Here is a 17,216-nt window from a genome sequence, read left to right as displayed (position 1 = left end):
ACGCTTTTTTTTGAAAGTGGTTTCGGAAGGTAATCAAAAGCTATCTTATAATAACGTTTTGAAAGATTTTATTTAAATTCGTTTTCTTATCGAAAAAACTATGTTAGATTTTCTGACAAGAACCCTATTTTATTTTATCTCTCATGCTACAATTGTCTCAACATTCAGAAAAGGAGATTACAATATGAAAAAAACACATCCAGCACTAGTTATCTTTTTATTCTTTTTAGGTTGGGTATTTATGTATGCAGATCGTAATATTCTATCACCTGTAATGGGCAGTATTGGAGAAGAATGGAATTTAAATCAAACCGAATTAGGATTAATGGCTACCGTGTTTTTTGCTGCATATGCTTTTATGCAAATTCCTACTGGTTTTTTGGCAGATAGATTTGGACGAGTAAAAGTGTTAGTTATTGGCTTTATCGTTTTTGGAGTTGGTACATATTTAAGTGGTGCTTCTACAACGTTTGCGATGTTTTTAATTATGAGAGCAATTACTGGTTTAGGTGAAGGTACTTATTATGGTTCACAATATGGCATCTCTTCCACGATTACACCAAAGAAATATCGCGGACTTGTATCAGCCATTATTAATAGTGGAATGGCTTTTGGTATTTCTTTAGGATTTATGTCTTCGAGCTATTTTACCTACACATTAAATAAAGGCTGGCAGTTCCCGTTTTATATTTTTGCAATCCCTACTGTTTTGGTTGCTATTTTAATCGCTATATTTGTTCGAGATAATTCACATAAGGAGAAGAAAATAGAATCTGAATATGAAAAAGTAGAGATGAAGAAAATTTTTACTAAAAATCATATTTTTGTCTATATTTTAATCTTTTGTTCACTATATGGATTTTTCGGTATGCTAACATGGCTTCCCTATTACTTACAGACAGCAAGAGATATCGAAGCTTCCCAAACTGGGATTATTTCTTCTTTAGTGCCTTGGGCTTCCATTCCAGGAGCGATTCTATTTGGCTTCTTGTCGGATCGAATTAAAAGCAAAAAGCCGCTTATTATCTCGCTCGCATTGGCTGGAGCAATTTGTCAATTTGCTATCCCCTATACAGATAATTATTCTTTACTAATTGTAGGATTATGTTTATATGGTTTACTTGGAAAATTAGCGCTAGATCCCGTTTTAATTTCGTATATGGCGGATATTACGCCGAAGTCTATGTATTCCAGAGTTTATGGCTTCTTTAACTTTAGCGGTATGCTTTCATCTATATTTGCACCATATATTACGGGGTATTTTGCTGATAGAACAGGAAGTCTTGAATTTGGCTTTTACCTTGCAGGAGGATTATTAATCATTGGTGCCGTATTGTTTATATTTACAAGCGACAAAGTGAAAGAAGACAATAAAGCTGCGATTAATATCGGATTAAAGGAGGAAATAATAGGTTGAACAAAGTAATAGTAGGCACTGAATCAATGGTTGTTAGTCCACATTATTTAGCATCACAGGCAGGAGAGCGAATTTTACAAAAGGGAGGTAATGCCTTTGATGCTGCTGTTGCTGTAAGTGCTTGTTTAGCCGTAGTTTATCCGCATATGACTGGTCTTGGTGGAGATTCCTTTTGGTTGACTTACCAGGAAAAGACAGGGAAAGTGCGCGCTTATAATGGAAGCGGTAGATCAGGAGCTGATGTTACAAGAGAAGTTTTTAATGGAAAAGATAGCATTCCTTTTCGTGGAATAGAAAGTGTTCTAACTGTTCCTGGAATGGTGGACAGCTGGGATGCTATCTTAAAGGAATACGGAAGCATGGCACTTGCAGAAGTCTTACAGCCTGCAATCGAATATGCAGAGAAAGGCTTTCCTCTGTCTAATGATCAATATGAAAACACGGTGAAAAATGAGGAGTTTCTAAGAAACATGGAAGAAACAGCTGCTATTTTTCTCCCAGATGGGAAGGTTCCAGAAAAATTTTCACGGTTTATACAAAAGAACTTAGCGGATACGTTAAAACAATTAGGCGCTAATGGAAGAGATGATTTTTATATAGGAGAACTGGCCAACAGAATTGTTTCTAGCTTGCAGAAAAAGGGCGGTTATTTAACCGTAGCTGACTTTGCCGCCCATAAAGGGGAATGGAGTGAGCCGCTATCTAGTACATATCGTTCTTACACAATGTATCAAGCTCCACCCAATTCACAAGGCTTTGTTGGCTTAATGATTTTAAATATATTGGAAAATTTCGACTTATCATCCGTTCCTTATGAATCCTATGAATATTATCAGCTAGTTATAGAAGCGGTAAAACGAAGCTTTCAAGATCGCAATCAGCATCTAACAGATCCAACATTTCATGAGATTCCATTGGAGCATCTATTAAGCAAAAAGTATGCGAAAGAGATGGCAGATTCCATCTCGTTAAAACATACAACAGATTATCGTTCTCGCCCTGTTGGAAGCGATACAGCACATGCTGCCGTTGTTGATAAGGACGGGAATGCAGTTTCCTTTATTCAAAGCTTGTATTTTGAATTTGGTTCTGGTGTCGTTGCAGGAGATACCGGCATTACCATGCAAAATAGAGGGTCTTTTTTCTCCCTTGATCCTTATCATGTCAATACATTGGAGCCAAATAAGCGGACATTCCATACACTGATGCCAGCAATGGCTTTTAAAGAAAATAAACCATATGTGTTGTACGGTACACAAGGTGGGGAAGGTCAGCCACAGACACAGACTTTGATGATAACGAGAATGCTTGACTATGGACTTGATCCGCAAAAAGCGATAAGTGAGCCGAGGTTTGTATGGGGCCGTACATGGGGAGAAAGAACCCAAGAGTTAAAAATTGAAAACCGTGTTTCGCCAAAAGTTTTGGAAAAGCTTAAAATGGCCGGACATACTGTAAACCGAGTAGAAGCTTTTGACGGAATTATGGGACATGCAAATGCTATTATGATAGATGAACAAGGTTTTTTATATGGTGGTGTAGATCCAAGAAGCGATGGAGCTGCAATTGGAAAATAAAATAATGAATAGTGAACTTAGAGGATGGCTCTTTTTCATATAAGGACAAACCACAATTTTTCTATCAACTAAATCTTTGAAAAGAGTGTCAGTCACCAGTCAACTGTGTGTTTACGGTGCCAGACACTCTTTTTTTGCTAGCTTACTTCTTAAACTCATTTAACCTTTCATATGTTTCCAGCAGAAATTGATAAAATAATAATTCGGTTGGCAGCAGTTTCCGATGGGTTGGATAGATGACACCAACTGTTCGAGTTAGATTGTTGTCGGAAAGGGGGATGACACAGGTAGAACGTGGTGTATTATCTACCAAAGTCATTTCAGGCATTAAGGCAACGCCTAGTCCTGCAGATACTAATCCTTTAAGGGCATCGATATCTTTTCCCTCAAATGCAATCTGCGGGGAAAAACCTGCATCGTGACAAGCTTTGACTACTTGATCCCGAAAGACAAACCCTTCAGGCAAGACACAGAAAGGATCCTCTTTTAGATCTCTTAACTGGATTTTCTTGCGGTTACTTAATGGATGATGAAGAGGAAGAAGTGCGACGATATTTTCTGTAAATAATGTGGCACCTTTAATCTTATTTTCTTTTTCTCGATTCGGCATTGGTGCAATCATTGCCAAATTAAATTCCCCATTAATCACTCCATCGATGAGATCGTGATACAGGGCATTGCTCATATGAAATTTAGCTTCTGGATAACGGATGCGAAATGAATAAATGATAGAAGGCAATGTATGTGCCGCCATACTAATAGGGAAGGCAATTCTCACTGTGCCTTTTTCAGGATCGAGTGATTCCTCTACTTCTCTCTTTGCATCCTCCATCATACCCCACACTTGTTTCATTCGTTCAAAAAAAACTTTTCCGAGAGGCGTTAATTTCACACTTCTTCCTTCACGTATAAAAAGTTCTACGCCTAGTTCAGCTTCTAAATTAAAAATCTGGCGACTTACAGAAGATTGTGCCACATGCAATGCATCAGCAGCTTCTGTAATATGCTCTCTTTTGGCAGCTTCTAAAAAATACTGTATTTGTCTTATTTCCATTTCTTCACTCTTTTCCATTCATGCGTTTGACGCATGAATTCAATCCGAAATTAGTATTGTAACTATTAATTATAAAATTATAAAATAAAAACAACTTTTAGAAAAGAGAATATTCTAACATTAAAACGATATAGGGGCTGAAAAGGATGAAAGTGCTGGAGAAATCAGAAGAAGTACAAACACAAACCGTGAAGGAATACATGAACCATTTATTTAGTAAAGTTCAAGAGCGTAATCCTCACGAAAAGGAGTTCCAGCAGGCGGTTAAAGAAGTCCTCGATTCTTTAGTTCCTGTACTTGAAAAAAATCCAAAATATATGAAGCATGCCGTATTAGAAAGAATGCTTGAACCAGATCGACTGGTTAGCTTTAAAGTACCTTGGATAGATGATAAAGGGAATATAAAAGTAAACCGTGGCTATCGTGTCCAATTTAATAATGCGATTGGACCTTATAAGGGAGGATTAAGATTTCATTCTTCTGTTAATGCAAGTATTATTAAGTTTCTTGGGTTTGAGCAAATTTTTAAAAACTCATTAACTGGTCAGCCAATAGGTGGAGGAAAAGGTGGGTCCGATTTTGATCCTAAGGGTAAGTCGGATTTAGAAATTATGCGTTTTTGTCAGAGCTTTATGACAGAACTTAGCAAGTATATTGGACCAGATATCGATGTGCCAGCTGGAGATATTGGAGTAGGTGCAAGAGAAATTGGCTACATGTTTGGACAATATAAAAGATTAAAAGGAGCATATGAAGCAGGCGTATTAACTGGAAAAGGCATCGGATATGGTGGAAGCATAGGCCGTAAAGAAGCAACTGGATACGGCTTAGTGTATTTTGTTGAAGAAATGCTTAAAAGTCAGGGGCTAAGCTTTAAAGAGAGTACTGTTGTTGTGTCTGGATCAGGAAATGTGTCTATTTATGCCATGGAGAAGGCGATGCAGTTAGGCGCAAAAGTTTTAGCTTGCAGCGATTCGAGTGGCTATGTGTATGATCCAAATGGAATTAATCTAGATACAGTGAAACAATTAAAAGAAGTGGAAAACAAGAGAATCTCTGAATACGTGAATAAGCATCCAGAAGCGATTTACAAGGAAGGATATACTGGCATTTGGGAAATTCCTTGCGATATTGCATTGCCATGTGCCACACAAAATGAGCTGGACAAAGAATCAGCAGAAAAGTTAATCTCCAATGGGGTAAGAGCAGTAGGGGAAGGCGCAAATATGCCTTCTACTTTAGAAGCAGTTGATACTTTTATCCATCATAATGTGTTATTTGCACCTGCCAAAGCGGCAAATGCAGGAGGAGTGGCAGTCTCCGCGTTAGAAATGGCACAAAATAGTGCTAGAATTGCTTGGACTCAAGATGAGGTAGATAAGAAATTACAAGATATCATGAAAAATATTTATAGCAAAAGTATCAAAGCATCAAAGGAATATGCAACTAAAGGAAATCTAGTTGCAGGCGCTAATATTGCTGGATTTATCAAAGTAGCAGATGCAATGATTGAGCAGGGGATTATCTAGGAATATACTGCTCGGCAAAAATAGAAAAAGTGCTAACCACTTAAAAAAAGTAAAAGCTGTCGAGATTTCTCGACAGCTACTTTTTTCCTAGTTATTTATTCGTTTTAAACTTGCTTATTTCTGATTCAGTTGTTTTAACTAACTCTGTTAATGACTTTACATTTTGTTTTACTTCTTCAGTGGAAGCAGATTGCTCTTCCATGGAAGATAAAATGACTTCCGTTGATGCGGTTGTTTCTTCAGAAGAGGCTGAGATTTCATCAATCATGCTACCAACGACATCTTTTTGTACATCAATTCCATGGATAGCTTGATTTGATACCTGAATATCTTTAACAATTTTTTCTAACGAATTAGTGATCTGATTAATCGAATCACTTACATTATTTACTGCTTCTTTTTGCTGTTCACTAATCAAATTTGTTTCCTTCATCATCGTAACTGCTTGGGTAGTATCTTGAATAACGGAATAAATGATGTTTTGAATGTTTTCTGCAGATGACTTGGACTGTTCTGCTAAATTTCTTACTTCATTAGCTACGACTGCAAAACCACGACCATGCTCCCCTGCGCGGGCGGCCTCTATGCTTGCATTTAAAGATAGTAAGTTGGTTTGTTCCGAAATTTGCTTAATGACCTCTGTTACCTGTGAAATATTTTTCGACTTATCACTTAAATCATTCACAATCAGAGCGACTTTTGATAAGGAACCTTCTAAGTTACGATAGGAATCTTCAAGATTGGTTACGTCTTTTCTTCCAGATTCTACCCCTTGATTCGCATCTTGAAGGGAAAACTCTATACTTCTTGACTGTTCAACTAATTCATTAATGCTTTTGTTTAAATCTTGAATGGCCATGGAGCCTTTCTCTACTTCTAAAGATTGTTGATTATTAGCAGTAGCAATTTCTTCTATGGAGCTTGTAACTTCAGCAATGGACGAACTATTTTGTGAAGCAATCTCATACAAACTTTGTGAAGTTTCATCTACTTTCGAAAAATCTGTTTGAATTTTCTTTGTCATATTTCTAATGTTTTCTAACATCTTATTGTAATTAGTTGCAAATTCACCAATTTCATCATTGCTCTTAATGTTTAAAGATACAGTTAAATCTCCATAGGATGCCTTTTCGGTTACTTCATTAAACTTTCGTAAATAATTAAGAATCATTTTTGAAATAAGATAGGCAATAATAGCAGCGAGAATGAACCCACCAACTCCAACAGTAATCCCAATCCATTTTATTCCTTTTAATTTGCTAGAAATAACACTATCAGCAGTAACGGAAACAACCTTCCAACCGGTTTCTTTAATCGTTGAAGAGTTTACTTGATAAGAAGTTCCCTCGAAAGAAGCAGTAGTATCAATTGTATCTTTAGTGTATAGAGTATCTACCCAATTAAATTCTTTTTGGAAGGATTCTTGATCTTTTACGTAATCTTCTACGTCGGCGATTTTTCCACTATGCTGAATAGAAAGGTTTTTTCCATCTGCTTTTAAGAAAGAGGATACAATAACTCCTTCATTATCTAAAACCATCAATTTATTCTCTCTTCCTTCTTGTAACTGTGCTCTTAAATCACCGATCGCATCCAATGAAACATCGTATCCTAATACACCAATAAGCTGACCGTTCTTTTTAACAGGTGTGATAACAGAAGTCATCATAGCGCCCGTTACATTATCTTTATATACTTCCATCCAATGGGTTTTATCTGCTTCTTTTGTTTCCTTAAACGCTCTTGTATCTAATGCATTTCCAAAATCAACCCATGGAGCAATATCCATTCTGCCTGATTTTGCATCGATAAAATAGGTAGCCACTAATGAATTATCATGAGCCTTTGTATTCTCTAAAAATTCATGAATCGTTTCGTTTTCTGCGCGACCATCATACACAGTTGCAATATTTAAGGATAGTTCTTCTACTGATTTTTCATGTTTGCTTAAAAAGATTTGAATGCTTTTAGCTGAACTATCTGCAGATGCTGCATTTTGTTCTTCATATACACTTTTCAGCGTAGTATTTGAATAAGCATAGTATAAAGAGGAGGAGCCTATTATAGAAACCAATAGGGCTAAGCCGATTACTCCGATTAATTTAGTGCGTATAGATTTTTTTCGAATTGTTCTTTTTCTATTTGTGTTTTTCATGTTGTTCGATCCTTTCTCGTGTAACGATAAAACTATTTAATTTGCTTATATATTCAGGTTAAAAGATTTATGGATATTTGAGAATCAAGTTCATTAATAGTGGAGAGAAGCGGTATAATATTTAGGCCGTTTCCATGAAGCTTCATGACTAAATAAGATAATTGCATAGATAGGTAGATTCTCTGGAGATTTTCTTTGGAAAATGCTTTTAATACTTGAATATAACCGTAATTTTGCTAAAGCGGATAAAAAAACTTCTCCTTTCTTCTATTCTTTACTGTATCCCAAATGGATTTCCTTAATCACTAATTACTACCCTTTCTGATATAAAGTGAACTGGTGTAAATTACCTTTATTTTTAGGAGCAATTAGATTGATCCTTCTCTTTTAAACAGTAGTTCTATTGTATCAAATGAATAGAAAATAAATAGATAAAATATCATGTTTTTTTGCTGGAAATATCTCTTTTTTTAAAGAATACATAACATTTATCCATTAATACCAAAAATAGTTAATCGTTGAGCTTTTAATAAATACGAAGGAGCAATTTAGGATAGTCTAGCAAGCAAGAAAAATATTTCGATTTTCGTAAAATAAATTTGTATTCTAAATTTTTTCGCGGTATACTAACTTTAAATTTAATATTCAGAAAATAATGAATATTTCCAAGCGTTATTTTTTTGATATTCACAGAGGAGGAAGGTATATGCTAGGCAATTGGAATCTACAGTTAGAGAAAATGTATGACAAAATGGTAGAATGGCGCAGATATATGCACCAATATCCAGAATTATCAAATCAAGAATATAAGACAGCAAAGATGATTGCATCCATATTATCGGAATATGGGATTGAAAAGAAAACAAATGTTGGTGGTATGGGAATTGTCGGATTCATAAAGGGAGCCCTTCCTGGAAAAACCATTGCATTAAGAGCAGATTTTGATGCATTGCCTATTCAAGATGAAAAAGATGTTCCATATAAATCGAAAGTAGACGGAGTGATGCATGCATGCGGGCATGATGGGCATACTGCAACCCTATTAGCAGTGGGAAAGGTATTGCAGGAAAACAGAGATCAATTAGCAGGGAATGTCGTTCTTCTTTTCCAACATGCGGAGGAAGGCGGGGGAGGCGCAAGAAAAATGATTGCAGACAATTGTTTAGAAGGTATAGATGCGGTATTCGCCAATCATTTGTGGAGTTTAATCCCAACAGGAACTATTTCCTATACGAAAGGATATACAACAGCGGCAGGAGATGGATTCGAGATTAAAATTAATGGAAAAGGCGGTCATGGATCTTCTCCACATGATACGATTGATTCCATTGCTGTTGCCGGTCAGCTGATTAATCAGCTTCAGTACATAGTAAGTCGAAGAGTTCATCCTCAGAAAACAGCTGTTATAACAATAGGTTCGATTCATGCTGGAGAAGCGAGCAATGTAATAGCTGATTCCGCCATATTAAAAGGAACAGTTAGAACGTACGAAAAAGAAGTACAGCAATTAGTAGAGGAAGCAATGCATGATGCGATTAAAGGGATCTGTTTAAGTTCAAAGGCAGATTATGAATTTAACTATTTTCATGGAGTAGCAGGAGTATATAATCATCCGCATGAAACAGAGATATTTGCAAATACAATCAAAGCTTCACTATCAGAAGTGAAACTAGAAGAAGTGCCGGCGCTGTTAGTCAGTGAGGATTTTGCTCATTATCTGGAGGAGAAGCCGGGGATGCTTTTCTTTACTGGAGCAGGAAATGAAGCTTTAGGTGCTGTATATCCTCATCATCATCCTAAATTTGACTTTGATGAAAAGGTAATGCTAAATGCAGGCAAAGCAATGCTTGCAATTATTCATTATTATCTTGTGGAAAATGCTTTGGAAATAATAGAGCCATTTAATTCAGTAAAGTAAAGTAAAGTTTTGATTACAATCACTTGTAAAACTGTGCTTTTGATTAAAAACATCATATTTATGTTATGACAGGTTAATGGAAAAGACTTGTCATATCACTCCATGATCCTATTTGATTTATATTGTTAAATGATGTAATACACTTAATATTTTGGAGGGGAACAACATGTTGTTTAATAATAGGAGCATTTTAATGATCATGCTTTCTATATCACTATTACTGGCTGCCTGCAGCAACAGCACAACAAATAGCAATGCCGATACTTTCGAGAAAAAAATTTATTTATAGGAATGGTAAATCCACCAATCGCATTTAACCCAATTAATTCATCAGATGTGGCCTCACAGTACATAGAAGGATTTATGTTCGACTCACTTCTGGACATGCCAGAATCCTTGAAATTCACTCCGAAATTAGCCGAATCCTTTGAAACAACAGATAATCAAACATATACTATTAAAATAAATAAAAATGCAAATTGGTCAGACGGGAACAACTTAAATAATCTCTCATTTATATTCAATATGGAGAGGATGTCCAAGAGCAAAAGTACCTGGAACTTTTTATGGTGTCAGGTACTGTTATATGGATAAAAATAAACATATTTATTAACTACACCTGCAATTATTAGGTACAACTAACAATTGCAGGTGTAGTTTTTTATGCGAAAAACAAAAGCTATATCATCTAATTTTTTCTATAGTGCATTTTAACTCTATATTTAGCAAATAATAAAATAGATTCTTTTCATGAGAGGTGAATATATTTGGATAAAAAGCATATAAAGTTGACTTCCACAGAGATAACTTCAATTTGGGGAGCATATATGAATGATACGGCTATAAATTGTAAATTTCACCACTTTTTAGAAAAAGTAGTAGATGAGGAAGTGAAGTCATTACTTCAGAAATCTTTGGATTTTACAAAAGGAAATATTAGAACGTTGGAAGATATTTTTCAAAAGGAAGAATATCCAGTTCCTTATGGATTTAAAATAGATATGGATGTAGATCTCTCTTCTCCTAAACTTTTTTCAGATATTTACGTATTGCACTATTTACATTCAGCAGCCCAAATTGCTCTACAGGGTTACGCCGTGAATTTAACTTTAGTGGTAAGGGCAGATGTGTATAGCTATTTTAATGAATGCATTTCACAGTTAACCGAAATAATGAGGGCAATCAAAGAGACTTTGTTATCTAAAGGCCTATATAATAGAGCTCCTTATTTGCCAGTACCTGATGAAGTAGACTTTATCAAGAAACAAAGTTTTCTTACAGGCTTTTTTGGAGATAAACGTCCGTTATCTGGCCCTGAAATAACTAATCTATATTCTAATTATCAAAGAAATGCATTAGGTGTAGCTACTATGATTGGATTTAGTCAAGTTGCTCAATCAAAAGAGGTCACCCAATTTTTTCTTAGAGGAAAGGAATTAGCTAAAAAGCACTGTCAAGTGTTTGGTTCTATCTTAGCCAAAGAAGACCTTCCTGAGCCCATGACTTTGGAAACAGAGGTGACAGATTCTACCTCATACACTTATTCAGATAAATTAATGATGTTTTATGTAACAGCATTAATTGCCCTTAGTATTGGTTATTATGGGACAGCAATGGCAATGAGCCCTAGAAGAGACATAGGTCTGAAATATATTCAACTTACACAAGAAATTCTTGCTTATGCTGAGGATGGAGCCAATATAATGATTGATAATGGCTGGTTAGAACAACCACCAATGGCACTTAACCGGAATAAGCTAGCAAAAGAGAAGTAAATGAATTATACGTTTTTGAAGTCATCGAAACAATTCCGTTGTAGATTATTCTCGCTTAATGGACAAATGAATTTTTGTGGTGCCTAATACTTGTTTTAGGATTAATATAAATGATGAATCCCAGCTAAAGAAAGCAGTAGGTTATCTAGTGAAAGCAGGTATTAAAAATGTATTAATTACCTTAGGGAAGAAAGGATCGTATTTTTATAATAACCAAGGTGAATGTATTTTTACAGAATCATATAATGTAGATGCAGTTGATACTACAGCGGATGGAGATACTTTTATAGTGGCGTTTGCTGTGGCTGTTCAGTAATAACAAGCCGATTGAAGAATGCTTAAAGTATGCAATTGCAGCATCCGCTATAGCTGTGACACGAGTTAGGGAGGAGACAATCATCTCCTAGTGGTGAAGAGATAGATACTTTTTTGAATGAGAATTAAGTGAATCAACGATAATATAATGGAAAGAAAGTAATTTGTTTTTTGAGATAAATTGTTTCAAAGATGGATGGCGGATTATAAAGGAAAAAAGATAGCTTTTTAAGTTATATATTAGTAATTGCAATTCAGATGGAGGATTGCAAAATGCTTACTTTTCAAGAGGTTGATGAAATGCTTCAGTCGATTGGATTAAAGTCACATCCTATAAAAGATGGAAAGTGTTTTGAATATGAATTTCCCCATTGGATGCTAGGGAAGAAACGTTATGTTGCTACACAAGTAACTCTACTAAAAAATGATGGAGTAGGTGACTATATTGATCATCTACAAGAATATGATAATCATCCAGATAAGATAAAGATGGGGCAATACGCATTACGGCATTTGAAGAATAGGGATGAATTAAAGAAGGTAACTATTCATTATAAATAACTATGCAAATACAAGAGTTGAAGGAGGAAAGTGCAAAAATCAAATCAATAAAAAAGGTTGATAGATTTTGAGTAACTTAAAAAAGAGGGAAATGGATATTTTATTATTTCAGATATAGATAACTCAACAACCATTCATCATGTTAGCTATGGTTTTGTTACTTCCAGGAATTTTAGGATAAAAAGTAATAGAAAATAGTAATAAAAATGGAGAACATTTTTTGTTGGAGTACTTGGGAGTAGTGAATGACTTGAAGTTTTGTAGTAGATGAATGAACGAATAGGATAATGAATATTTTTTAGTAGATCAGTTTCTTTAATATTAAGTAAACGGATCTGATCTTTTATAAATTTTCCGGACTAAACTTCTTCTTCAAGTTTCGAGCCGATACCTTTTTCATTGCAAAAATCGACTTTTGTCTGTTTGATTGACGACTATGTATTGGTCATTTTTATAGATTATATTAAACTTCCAATGAACACCACTTGCGTGAGTTTCCACAGAATTATCTTTTGAAATCATTCTTCTCATAAACTTTTTTAAATTGCATACTAGGAATTGATCGAAAAAACGAATTAACAGATAGCCTGTTTGTTCTTCTCTATTAAATTGAACAAGATTCACTTTCCGTAAATCAAACCAACAGTGATCGTTTTGAACGGAAGGAGATAAAACAAAATAAGTCCCTTGTCTAAAAATAGAGGTATTTGCTACTTGTGTTAGCTTGCATTCCTTAGTCAAAATATCCTTGTTATGGTTAGCAGTAGCTGAACGTGTACTCAAATTTTATTCCTCATATTTTTGAATAGCTCTAGTAAAAACGGCATTTGGGAAATCCACTACAGCCAGTAAAGGAGCTATTTTTTCCTTTGCGTATTACTAAAGGATTGCCACAATTAAGGCAAATATTTTGTTTTACTTTTTGATTATTTTCCTTTACTTCCGTTCGAATCCATTTTACATGACTCTTTGCAGTTTGTTTCTTTAATTTTTTAGTTGTGATGATAAGACTACTTAATTTACTTGCTAATAAATTCAAATCAAAAGGTTGTTGGAATACTTGAGAATCCAGTTATTTAATAATGAGGAAAAGCTGTTTGTTATTAATAACAGAAGCACCAGTCAATAGATGGTTAAATTTTAATTTTTCTTCATCACTGAATCCGATTATTGAATAGATTGGTAGATTCTCTGGAAGATCTTCTTTTAGAAATTCTATTAATGCTTGAATATGACCGTAACTTTACCAAATTGGATTACGAAATTTTTCCTTGCTTTTATATATGTTGTGTCCAAAACTGACTTTTCTCGTTTCCGAATATCCACCCCGGTAATTTTTTTGTCTCTAAAACATATAGACCGTTCTTTGAAAGAAATACATGATCAACTTGGGACATATTTCGTTGGTGATTAGGCACGTATCGATCATTCCACCTCTTAAAAGTAGTATGTTCTAGTTTTGATAGTAGATTATTAATTCTATTTTTGCCTATTGTTCCTTTGTTTGAATTTTGGTAATGATCGTTTAAGAATAACGATAAATGCTAGAATTCCTATCAATTCAATCGAATCCCTCTATGCTTTTTCTAATTCCATTGTATCAAATAAGAGGGAAGAAATGGATAAATTACGTATTTTTGTTCGGGAATATGTTTCTTTATATAAATTTCTACTAAACGCTTCTAGTCTTACTGTCAATAATAGTTAATAATAGAGCTATAACTAAGTGAAATACATTTTTTAAACAATCAAGACAGGGGACTTTTACAACTGATAGAGAAAGAATTAATCACTAACTCAGGTTATGGATATTTATTGGATGGGTCAGTGGAACCTTTGAATACAAGGTAATACGAGTGAAGGAAGAATAATGAAAATTGAATGAAATGAGTGAATATTAGTGGAGCTACAGCAACTGATTAGAAAAATAGAAAACTCCCTTTATAAAGGATTTATTGATCAAAACAAACCAGTCTCTGCACAATTTAAACCAAAACTTTTAACAAATAAGCATCATGAAAATGTCTTATCAACCTTACTTCAAGAATTAAAAACGTGTAAAACATTTACTTTTTCTGTTGCTTTTATTACTGAAGGTGGTTTGGCTACCTTAAAAACCATGCTTTACGATATAAAACAAAAAGGGATAAAAGGTCGCATCTTAACGTCAACATTTCTAAACTTTAACCAGCCGAAAATGTTTAAAGAGCTTCTTAAACTTGAAAACGTGGAAGTCCGTTTAACTTCTGAAAAAGGTTTCCATGCAAAAGGGTATATCTTTGAACATCAAGACTACTTCTCTTTAATAGTAGGAAGTTCGAATTTAACAGATAGTGCATTAAAAGCAAACTACGAGTGGAATGTATTTTTAACTTCTTTAGAAAGTGGAGAAATTATTAATCATTTTAAAAATCAATTTGAAGATGCTTGGGATGAAGCGATTCTATTAAATGAAGAATGGATTGCTAAGTACAAACAATATTATAAATTTCAGCCCTTTGTTAAGCATGCTGCTTCGAATACACTCGAATTAAATGCTGACTATTTAACTAATGCTCTTGCTGATAGCTTATCAATTAAACCAAATAAAATGCAAGCAGCTGCGCTTGAACAATTAAACTCGCTTCGTGCTACAGGAGCTCAAAAAGGATTAATTATCTCTGCGACAGGTACAGGTAAAACTTATTTATCAGCTTTTGATGTTCGAAGATTTTCTCCTGAGAAAATGCTATTTATAGTACATCGAGAGCAAATCTTAAAGAAGGCATTGAAAGATTATCGGAAAATTCTCGGAGGTCATGAAGATGATTATGGAATTCTTTCAGGTAATTCAAAAGATTTGCATGTTAAGTATTTATTTGCCACAATTCAAACTATTTCAAAAGAAGGATACTTACAGCAATTTGCGAAAAATCAGTTTGATTATGTGCTAATAGATGAAGTCCATAAGGCAGGTTCTGAATCCTATTTGAAAATTATTGATTATTTTAATCCGAAGTTTTTACTTGGTATGACGGCAACACCTGAACGAACAGACGGGTTCAATATTTATGAGTTATTTGATTACAACATCGCGTATGAAATCCGTTTACAAGCGGCCCTTGAAGAAGGGATGCTCTGTCCTTTCCATTATTTTGGTGTTTTGGATTATGAAAAAGATGGCGAAACCATTGATGATGCAACAGAACTTCGGAAATTAGTATCTTCAGAGCGTGTAAAACACATAATTGAGAAGATTAATTATTATGGTTTTTCAGGGGAGCATGTCCGTGGATTAATGTTTTGTAGTTCAAAGGAGGAAGTTCGTGAGCTTTCTACTGCCTTAAATCATGAAGGCCTAAAAACAATCGGGTTAACAGGTGACAATTCGCAAGAAGAGCGTGAAGAAGCAATTCGTAAATTAAATAGAGGTGAACTCGAATACATTCTATCGGTTGATATTTTTAATGAAGGAATTGATATTCCATTCTTAAATCAAATCGTAATGCTTCGCCAAACACAATCGAGTATTATTTTTATACAACAGCTAGGGCGAGGTCTGCGTAAACACGATTCAAAAGATTATGTGACAATTATTGATTTTATCGGAAACTATAAAAATAACTATTTAATTCCAATAGCTCTTTCTGGGGATCAAACTATGAATAAAGATAATGTCCGCCGAAGAACAGTAAATACGAACTATATACAAGGTGTGTCGACTATCAACTTTGAGGAAATTGCTAAGAAGAAGATTTTTGAGGCTATTAATAATACAAATCTATCGACATTAAAAATATTGAGGGATACTTTTACAGAAATGAAAAATCGATTAGGTCGAATTCCTACCCTTTTTGATTTTATTGAGCAAAACTCAATTGACCCTGAGGTAATTGCAGGCTATTCCGATAACTACTTTAATTTCTTATTGAAAATGAAAGAGTCAATTCCTTCACTTACTGAATATGAACTATCTGTTTTAAGTATGTTTTCAAAAGAGTTTTTGAATGGAAAACGAATTCACGAAATCCTTTTAATAGAGAATTTACTTGCTAATGAATCAATGTCTCAAGAGTCTTATATTCAAAAGTTAAAAAATTTCGGTACATATGTAGATGATGAAACAATACAATCTGTTTTGAACATTTTTTCACTAAAATTTCATGTCCAAAGTGATGTGAAAAAGTATAAATTTAAGCCAATTATTGAAGTCATTAATGGGAACTATCAGTTTAATGAAGAAATTCAAGAAAGTATTAGAAATTCATATTTCAAAGGCTTTATTGAGGATATCGTAAAATGTGCTTATGTAAAAAATGAAAAGTATGATAAAACAAATGCAATGAAGTTATTTGAGAAGTATTCGCGGAGAGATGTTTGTCGTTTATTGAACTGGCCACATGATGATTCATCAACTATTTATGGTTACCGTGCAAAACATAACACTTGTCCAATCTTTGTTACTTACCACAAAAAGAATGAGGTTGAAACAAGTCAAGCTTATGGAGATGAATTTTTAGCACGTGATCTATTTAGGTGGTTTACTCGTAATCGTTTAACACTGGATTCGAATGAAGTGAAAAATATACTATCTTATAAAGATTTAGGAATGAAAATTTATTTATTTACAAAAAAAGATGATGGCGAAGGTACCGATTTCTATTATTTAGGTCAAGTGGATATTGTTGAGGATAGTGCTAAGAATGAAACAATGCCTGATGGAAAAGGAAATGAACTATCAGTTGTTACGATGAATTTAGTACTTGAACAGCCTGTCCAGTACGATATTTATCATTATTTAGTAGAAGAATAAAATATTAAAACTTTAAACTCAATGTAAACTATTTGTTTAAAGTTTTGTCTAACTTATTTCTAACACTACTCCCTCTATAAATGTTGATTTATCAACGGTTTGACCCGTTGGTGGGGTGTCAAA

The 17,216-nt window shown here is 34.3% G+C and carries 14 protein-coding genes; 9 read left to right on the top strand and 5 right to left on the bottom strand.

Annotated elements, in window-relative coordinates:
• Nucleotides 1–184: 184 nt before the first annotated feature.
• Together RTL21_RS21225 and ggt are read left to right on the top strand one after the other, a co-directional pair.
• Nucleotides 185–1,417, top strand: coding sequence for an MFS transporter (locus RTL21_RS21225; RefSeq protein WP_312098872.1), 1,233 nt, complete (start codon nucleotides 185–187; stop codon nucleotides 1,415–1,417).
• Nucleotides 1,414–2,994, top strand: a complete 1,581-nt coding sequence (gene ggt / locus RTL21_RS21220) for a gamma-glutamyltransferase (protein ID WP_312098871.1) — start codon at nucleotides 1,414–1,416, stop codon at nucleotides 2,992–2,994. The genes RTL21_RS21225 and ggt overlap by 4 nt, the downstream gene beginning before the upstream one ends.
• A 142-nt stretch (nucleotides 2,995–3,136) precedes the next feature.
• Here the strand turns inward: ggt and gltC are convergent, their stop codons facing one another.
• Nucleotides 3,137–4,048, bottom strand: coding sequence for a glutamate biosynthesis transcriptional regulator GltC (gene gltC, locus RTL21_RS21215; RefSeq protein ID WP_312098870.1), 912 nt, complete (start codon nucleotides 4,046–4,048; stop codon nucleotides 3,137–3,139).
• A gap of 146 nt (nucleotides 4,049–4,194) precedes the next feature.
• On the opposite strand from gltC, the gene gdhA reads away from it, so the two are divergent.
• On the top strand, nucleotides 4,195–5,577 hold the full coding sequence (gdhA, locus tag RTL21_RS21210; RefSeq protein ID WP_312098868.1) for an NADP-specific glutamate dehydrogenase: 1,383 nt from the start codon (nucleotides 4,195–4,197) through the stop codon (nucleotides 5,575–5,577).
• A gap of 91 nt (nucleotides 5,578–5,668) precedes the next feature.
• Here gdhA and RTL21_RS21205 read toward each other — a convergent pair whose 3' ends face one another.
• Nucleotides 5,669–7,732, bottom strand: a complete 2,064-nt coding sequence (locus tag RTL21_RS21205; protein ID WP_312098866.1) for a methyl-accepting chemotaxis protein — start codon at nucleotides 7,730–7,732, stop codon at nucleotides 5,669–5,671.
• A gap of 706 nt (nucleotides 7,733–8,438) precedes the next feature.
• Between RTL21_RS21205 and RTL21_RS21200 the strand changes: the two genes are divergently transcribed.
• The 5 genes from RTL21_RS21200 (at nucleotide 8,439) to RTL21_RS21185 (ending at nucleotide 12,301) form a co-directional block, all read left to right on the top strand.
• Complete coding sequence (locus RTL21_RS21200) at nucleotides 8,439–9,650, top strand: M20 metallopeptidase family protein (protein ID WP_312098864.1); 1,212 nt, start codon at nucleotides 8,439–8,441, stop codon at nucleotides 9,648–9,650.
• A gap of 291 nt (nucleotides 9,651–9,941) precedes the next feature.
• Nucleotides 9,942–10,244, top strand: a complete 303-nt coding sequence (locus RTL21_RS23290; RefSeq protein WP_396954485.1) for an ABC transporter substrate-binding protein — start codon at nucleotides 9,942–9,944, stop codon at nucleotides 10,242–10,244.
• A gap of 173 nt (nucleotides 10,245–10,417) precedes the next feature.
• Nucleotides 10,418–11,425 (top strand): DUF3231 family protein, encoded by a 1,008-nt coding sequence (locus RTL21_RS21195; RefSeq protein WP_312098863.1) that lies wholly within the window; start codon nucleotides 10,418–10,420, stop codon nucleotides 11,423–11,425.
• A gap of 79 nt (nucleotides 11,426–11,504) precedes the next feature.
• Nucleotides 11,505–11,741 carry a PfkB family carbohydrate kinase gene (locus RTL21_RS21190; RefSeq protein ID WP_396954484.1) on the top strand — a complete coding sequence of 79 codons (237 nt, stop codon included), beginning with the start codon at nucleotides 11,505–11,507 and terminating at the stop codon, nucleotides 11,739–11,741.
• A 272-nt stretch (nucleotides 11,742–12,013) separates the two neighbouring features.
• A complete protein-coding gene (locus tag RTL21_RS21185; RefSeq protein ID WP_312098861.1) occupies nucleotides 12,014–12,301 on the top strand; it encodes a hypothetical protein in 288 nt (95 codons plus the stop codon).
• 396 nt (nucleotides 12,302–12,697) lie between these two features.
• Here the strand turns inward: RTL21_RS21185 and RTL21_RS21180 are convergent, their stop codons facing one another.
• The 3 genes from RTL21_RS21180 to RTL21_RS23280 all read right to left on the bottom strand — a co-directional run bounded on the left by RTL21_RS21180 (nucleotide 12,698) and on the right by RTL21_RS23280 (nucleotide 13,794).
• A complete protein-coding gene (locus RTL21_RS21180) occupies nucleotides 12,698–13,084 on the bottom strand; it encodes a hypothetical protein (RefSeq protein WP_312098859.1) in 387 nt (128 codons plus the stop codon).
• A gap of 28 nt (nucleotides 13,085–13,112) precedes the next feature.
• The gene (locus RTL21_RS23285; RefSeq protein ID WP_396954483.1) at nucleotides 13,113–13,340 is read right to left on the bottom strand and encodes a topoisomerase DNA-binding C4 zinc finger domain-containing protein; all 228 of its coding nucleotides are present in this window, start codon (nucleotides 13,338–13,340) and stop codon (nucleotides 13,113–13,115) included.
• A 238-nt stretch (nucleotides 13,341–13,578) separates the two neighbouring features.
• Nucleotides 13,579–13,794 carry a nuclease-related domain-containing protein gene (locus RTL21_RS23280; RefSeq protein WP_396954486.1) on the bottom strand — a complete coding sequence of 72 codons (216 nt, stop codon included), beginning with the start codon at nucleotides 13,792–13,794 and terminating at the stop codon, nucleotides 13,579–13,581.
• Between the two features lie 407 nt (nucleotides 13,795–14,201).
• Here RTL21_RS23280 and RTL21_RS21175 point away from each other — a divergent pair, with 407 nt between their 5' ends.
• Nucleotides 14,202–17,093 carry a DEAD/DEAH box helicase gene (locus tag RTL21_RS21175; protein WP_312098857.1) on the top strand — a complete coding sequence of 964 codons (2,892 nt, stop codon included), beginning with the start codon at nucleotides 14,202–14,204 and terminating at the stop codon, nucleotides 17,091–17,093.
• Nucleotides 17,094–17,216: the final 123 nt, after the last annotated feature.

This window comes from Niallia sp., assembly GCF_031978665.1.
In the GTDB taxonomy this organism is placed as follows: Bacteria; Bacillota; Bacilli; order Bacillales; family Cytobacillaceae; genus Niallia.
Note: the sequence above shows the minus strand (reverse complement) of the source record. Positions and strands in the feature narration are given on the sequence as shown.

Coding starts and splice junctions, on each gene's coding strand:
- gdhA (WP_312098868.1), top strand. CDS start 4,195: ATGAAAGTGCTGGAGAAATCAGAAGAAGTACAAACACAAACCGTGAAG.
- RTL21_RS21200 (WP_312098864.1), top strand. CDS start 8,439: ATGCTAGGCAATTGGAATCTACAGTTAGAGAAAATGTATGACAAAATG.
- RTL21_RS21185 (WP_312098861.1), top strand. CDS start 12,014: ATGCTTACTTTTCAAGAGGTTGATGAAATGCTTCAGTCGATTGGATTA.
- gltC (WP_312098870.1), bottom strand. CDS start 4,048: ATGGAAATAAGACAAATACAGTATTTTTTAGAAGCTGCCAAAAGAGAG.
- RTL21_RS21205 (WP_312098866.1), bottom strand. CDS start 7,732: ATGAAAAACACAAATAGAAAAAGAACAATTCGAAAAAAATCTATACGC.
- RTL21_RS21225 (WP_312098872.1), top strand. CDS start 185: ATGAAAAAAACACATCCAGCACTAGTTATCTTTTTATTCTTTTTAGGT.
- RTL21_RS23290 (WP_396954485.1), top strand. CDS start 9,942: ATGGTAAATCCACCAATCGCATTTAACCCAATTAATTCATCAGATGTG.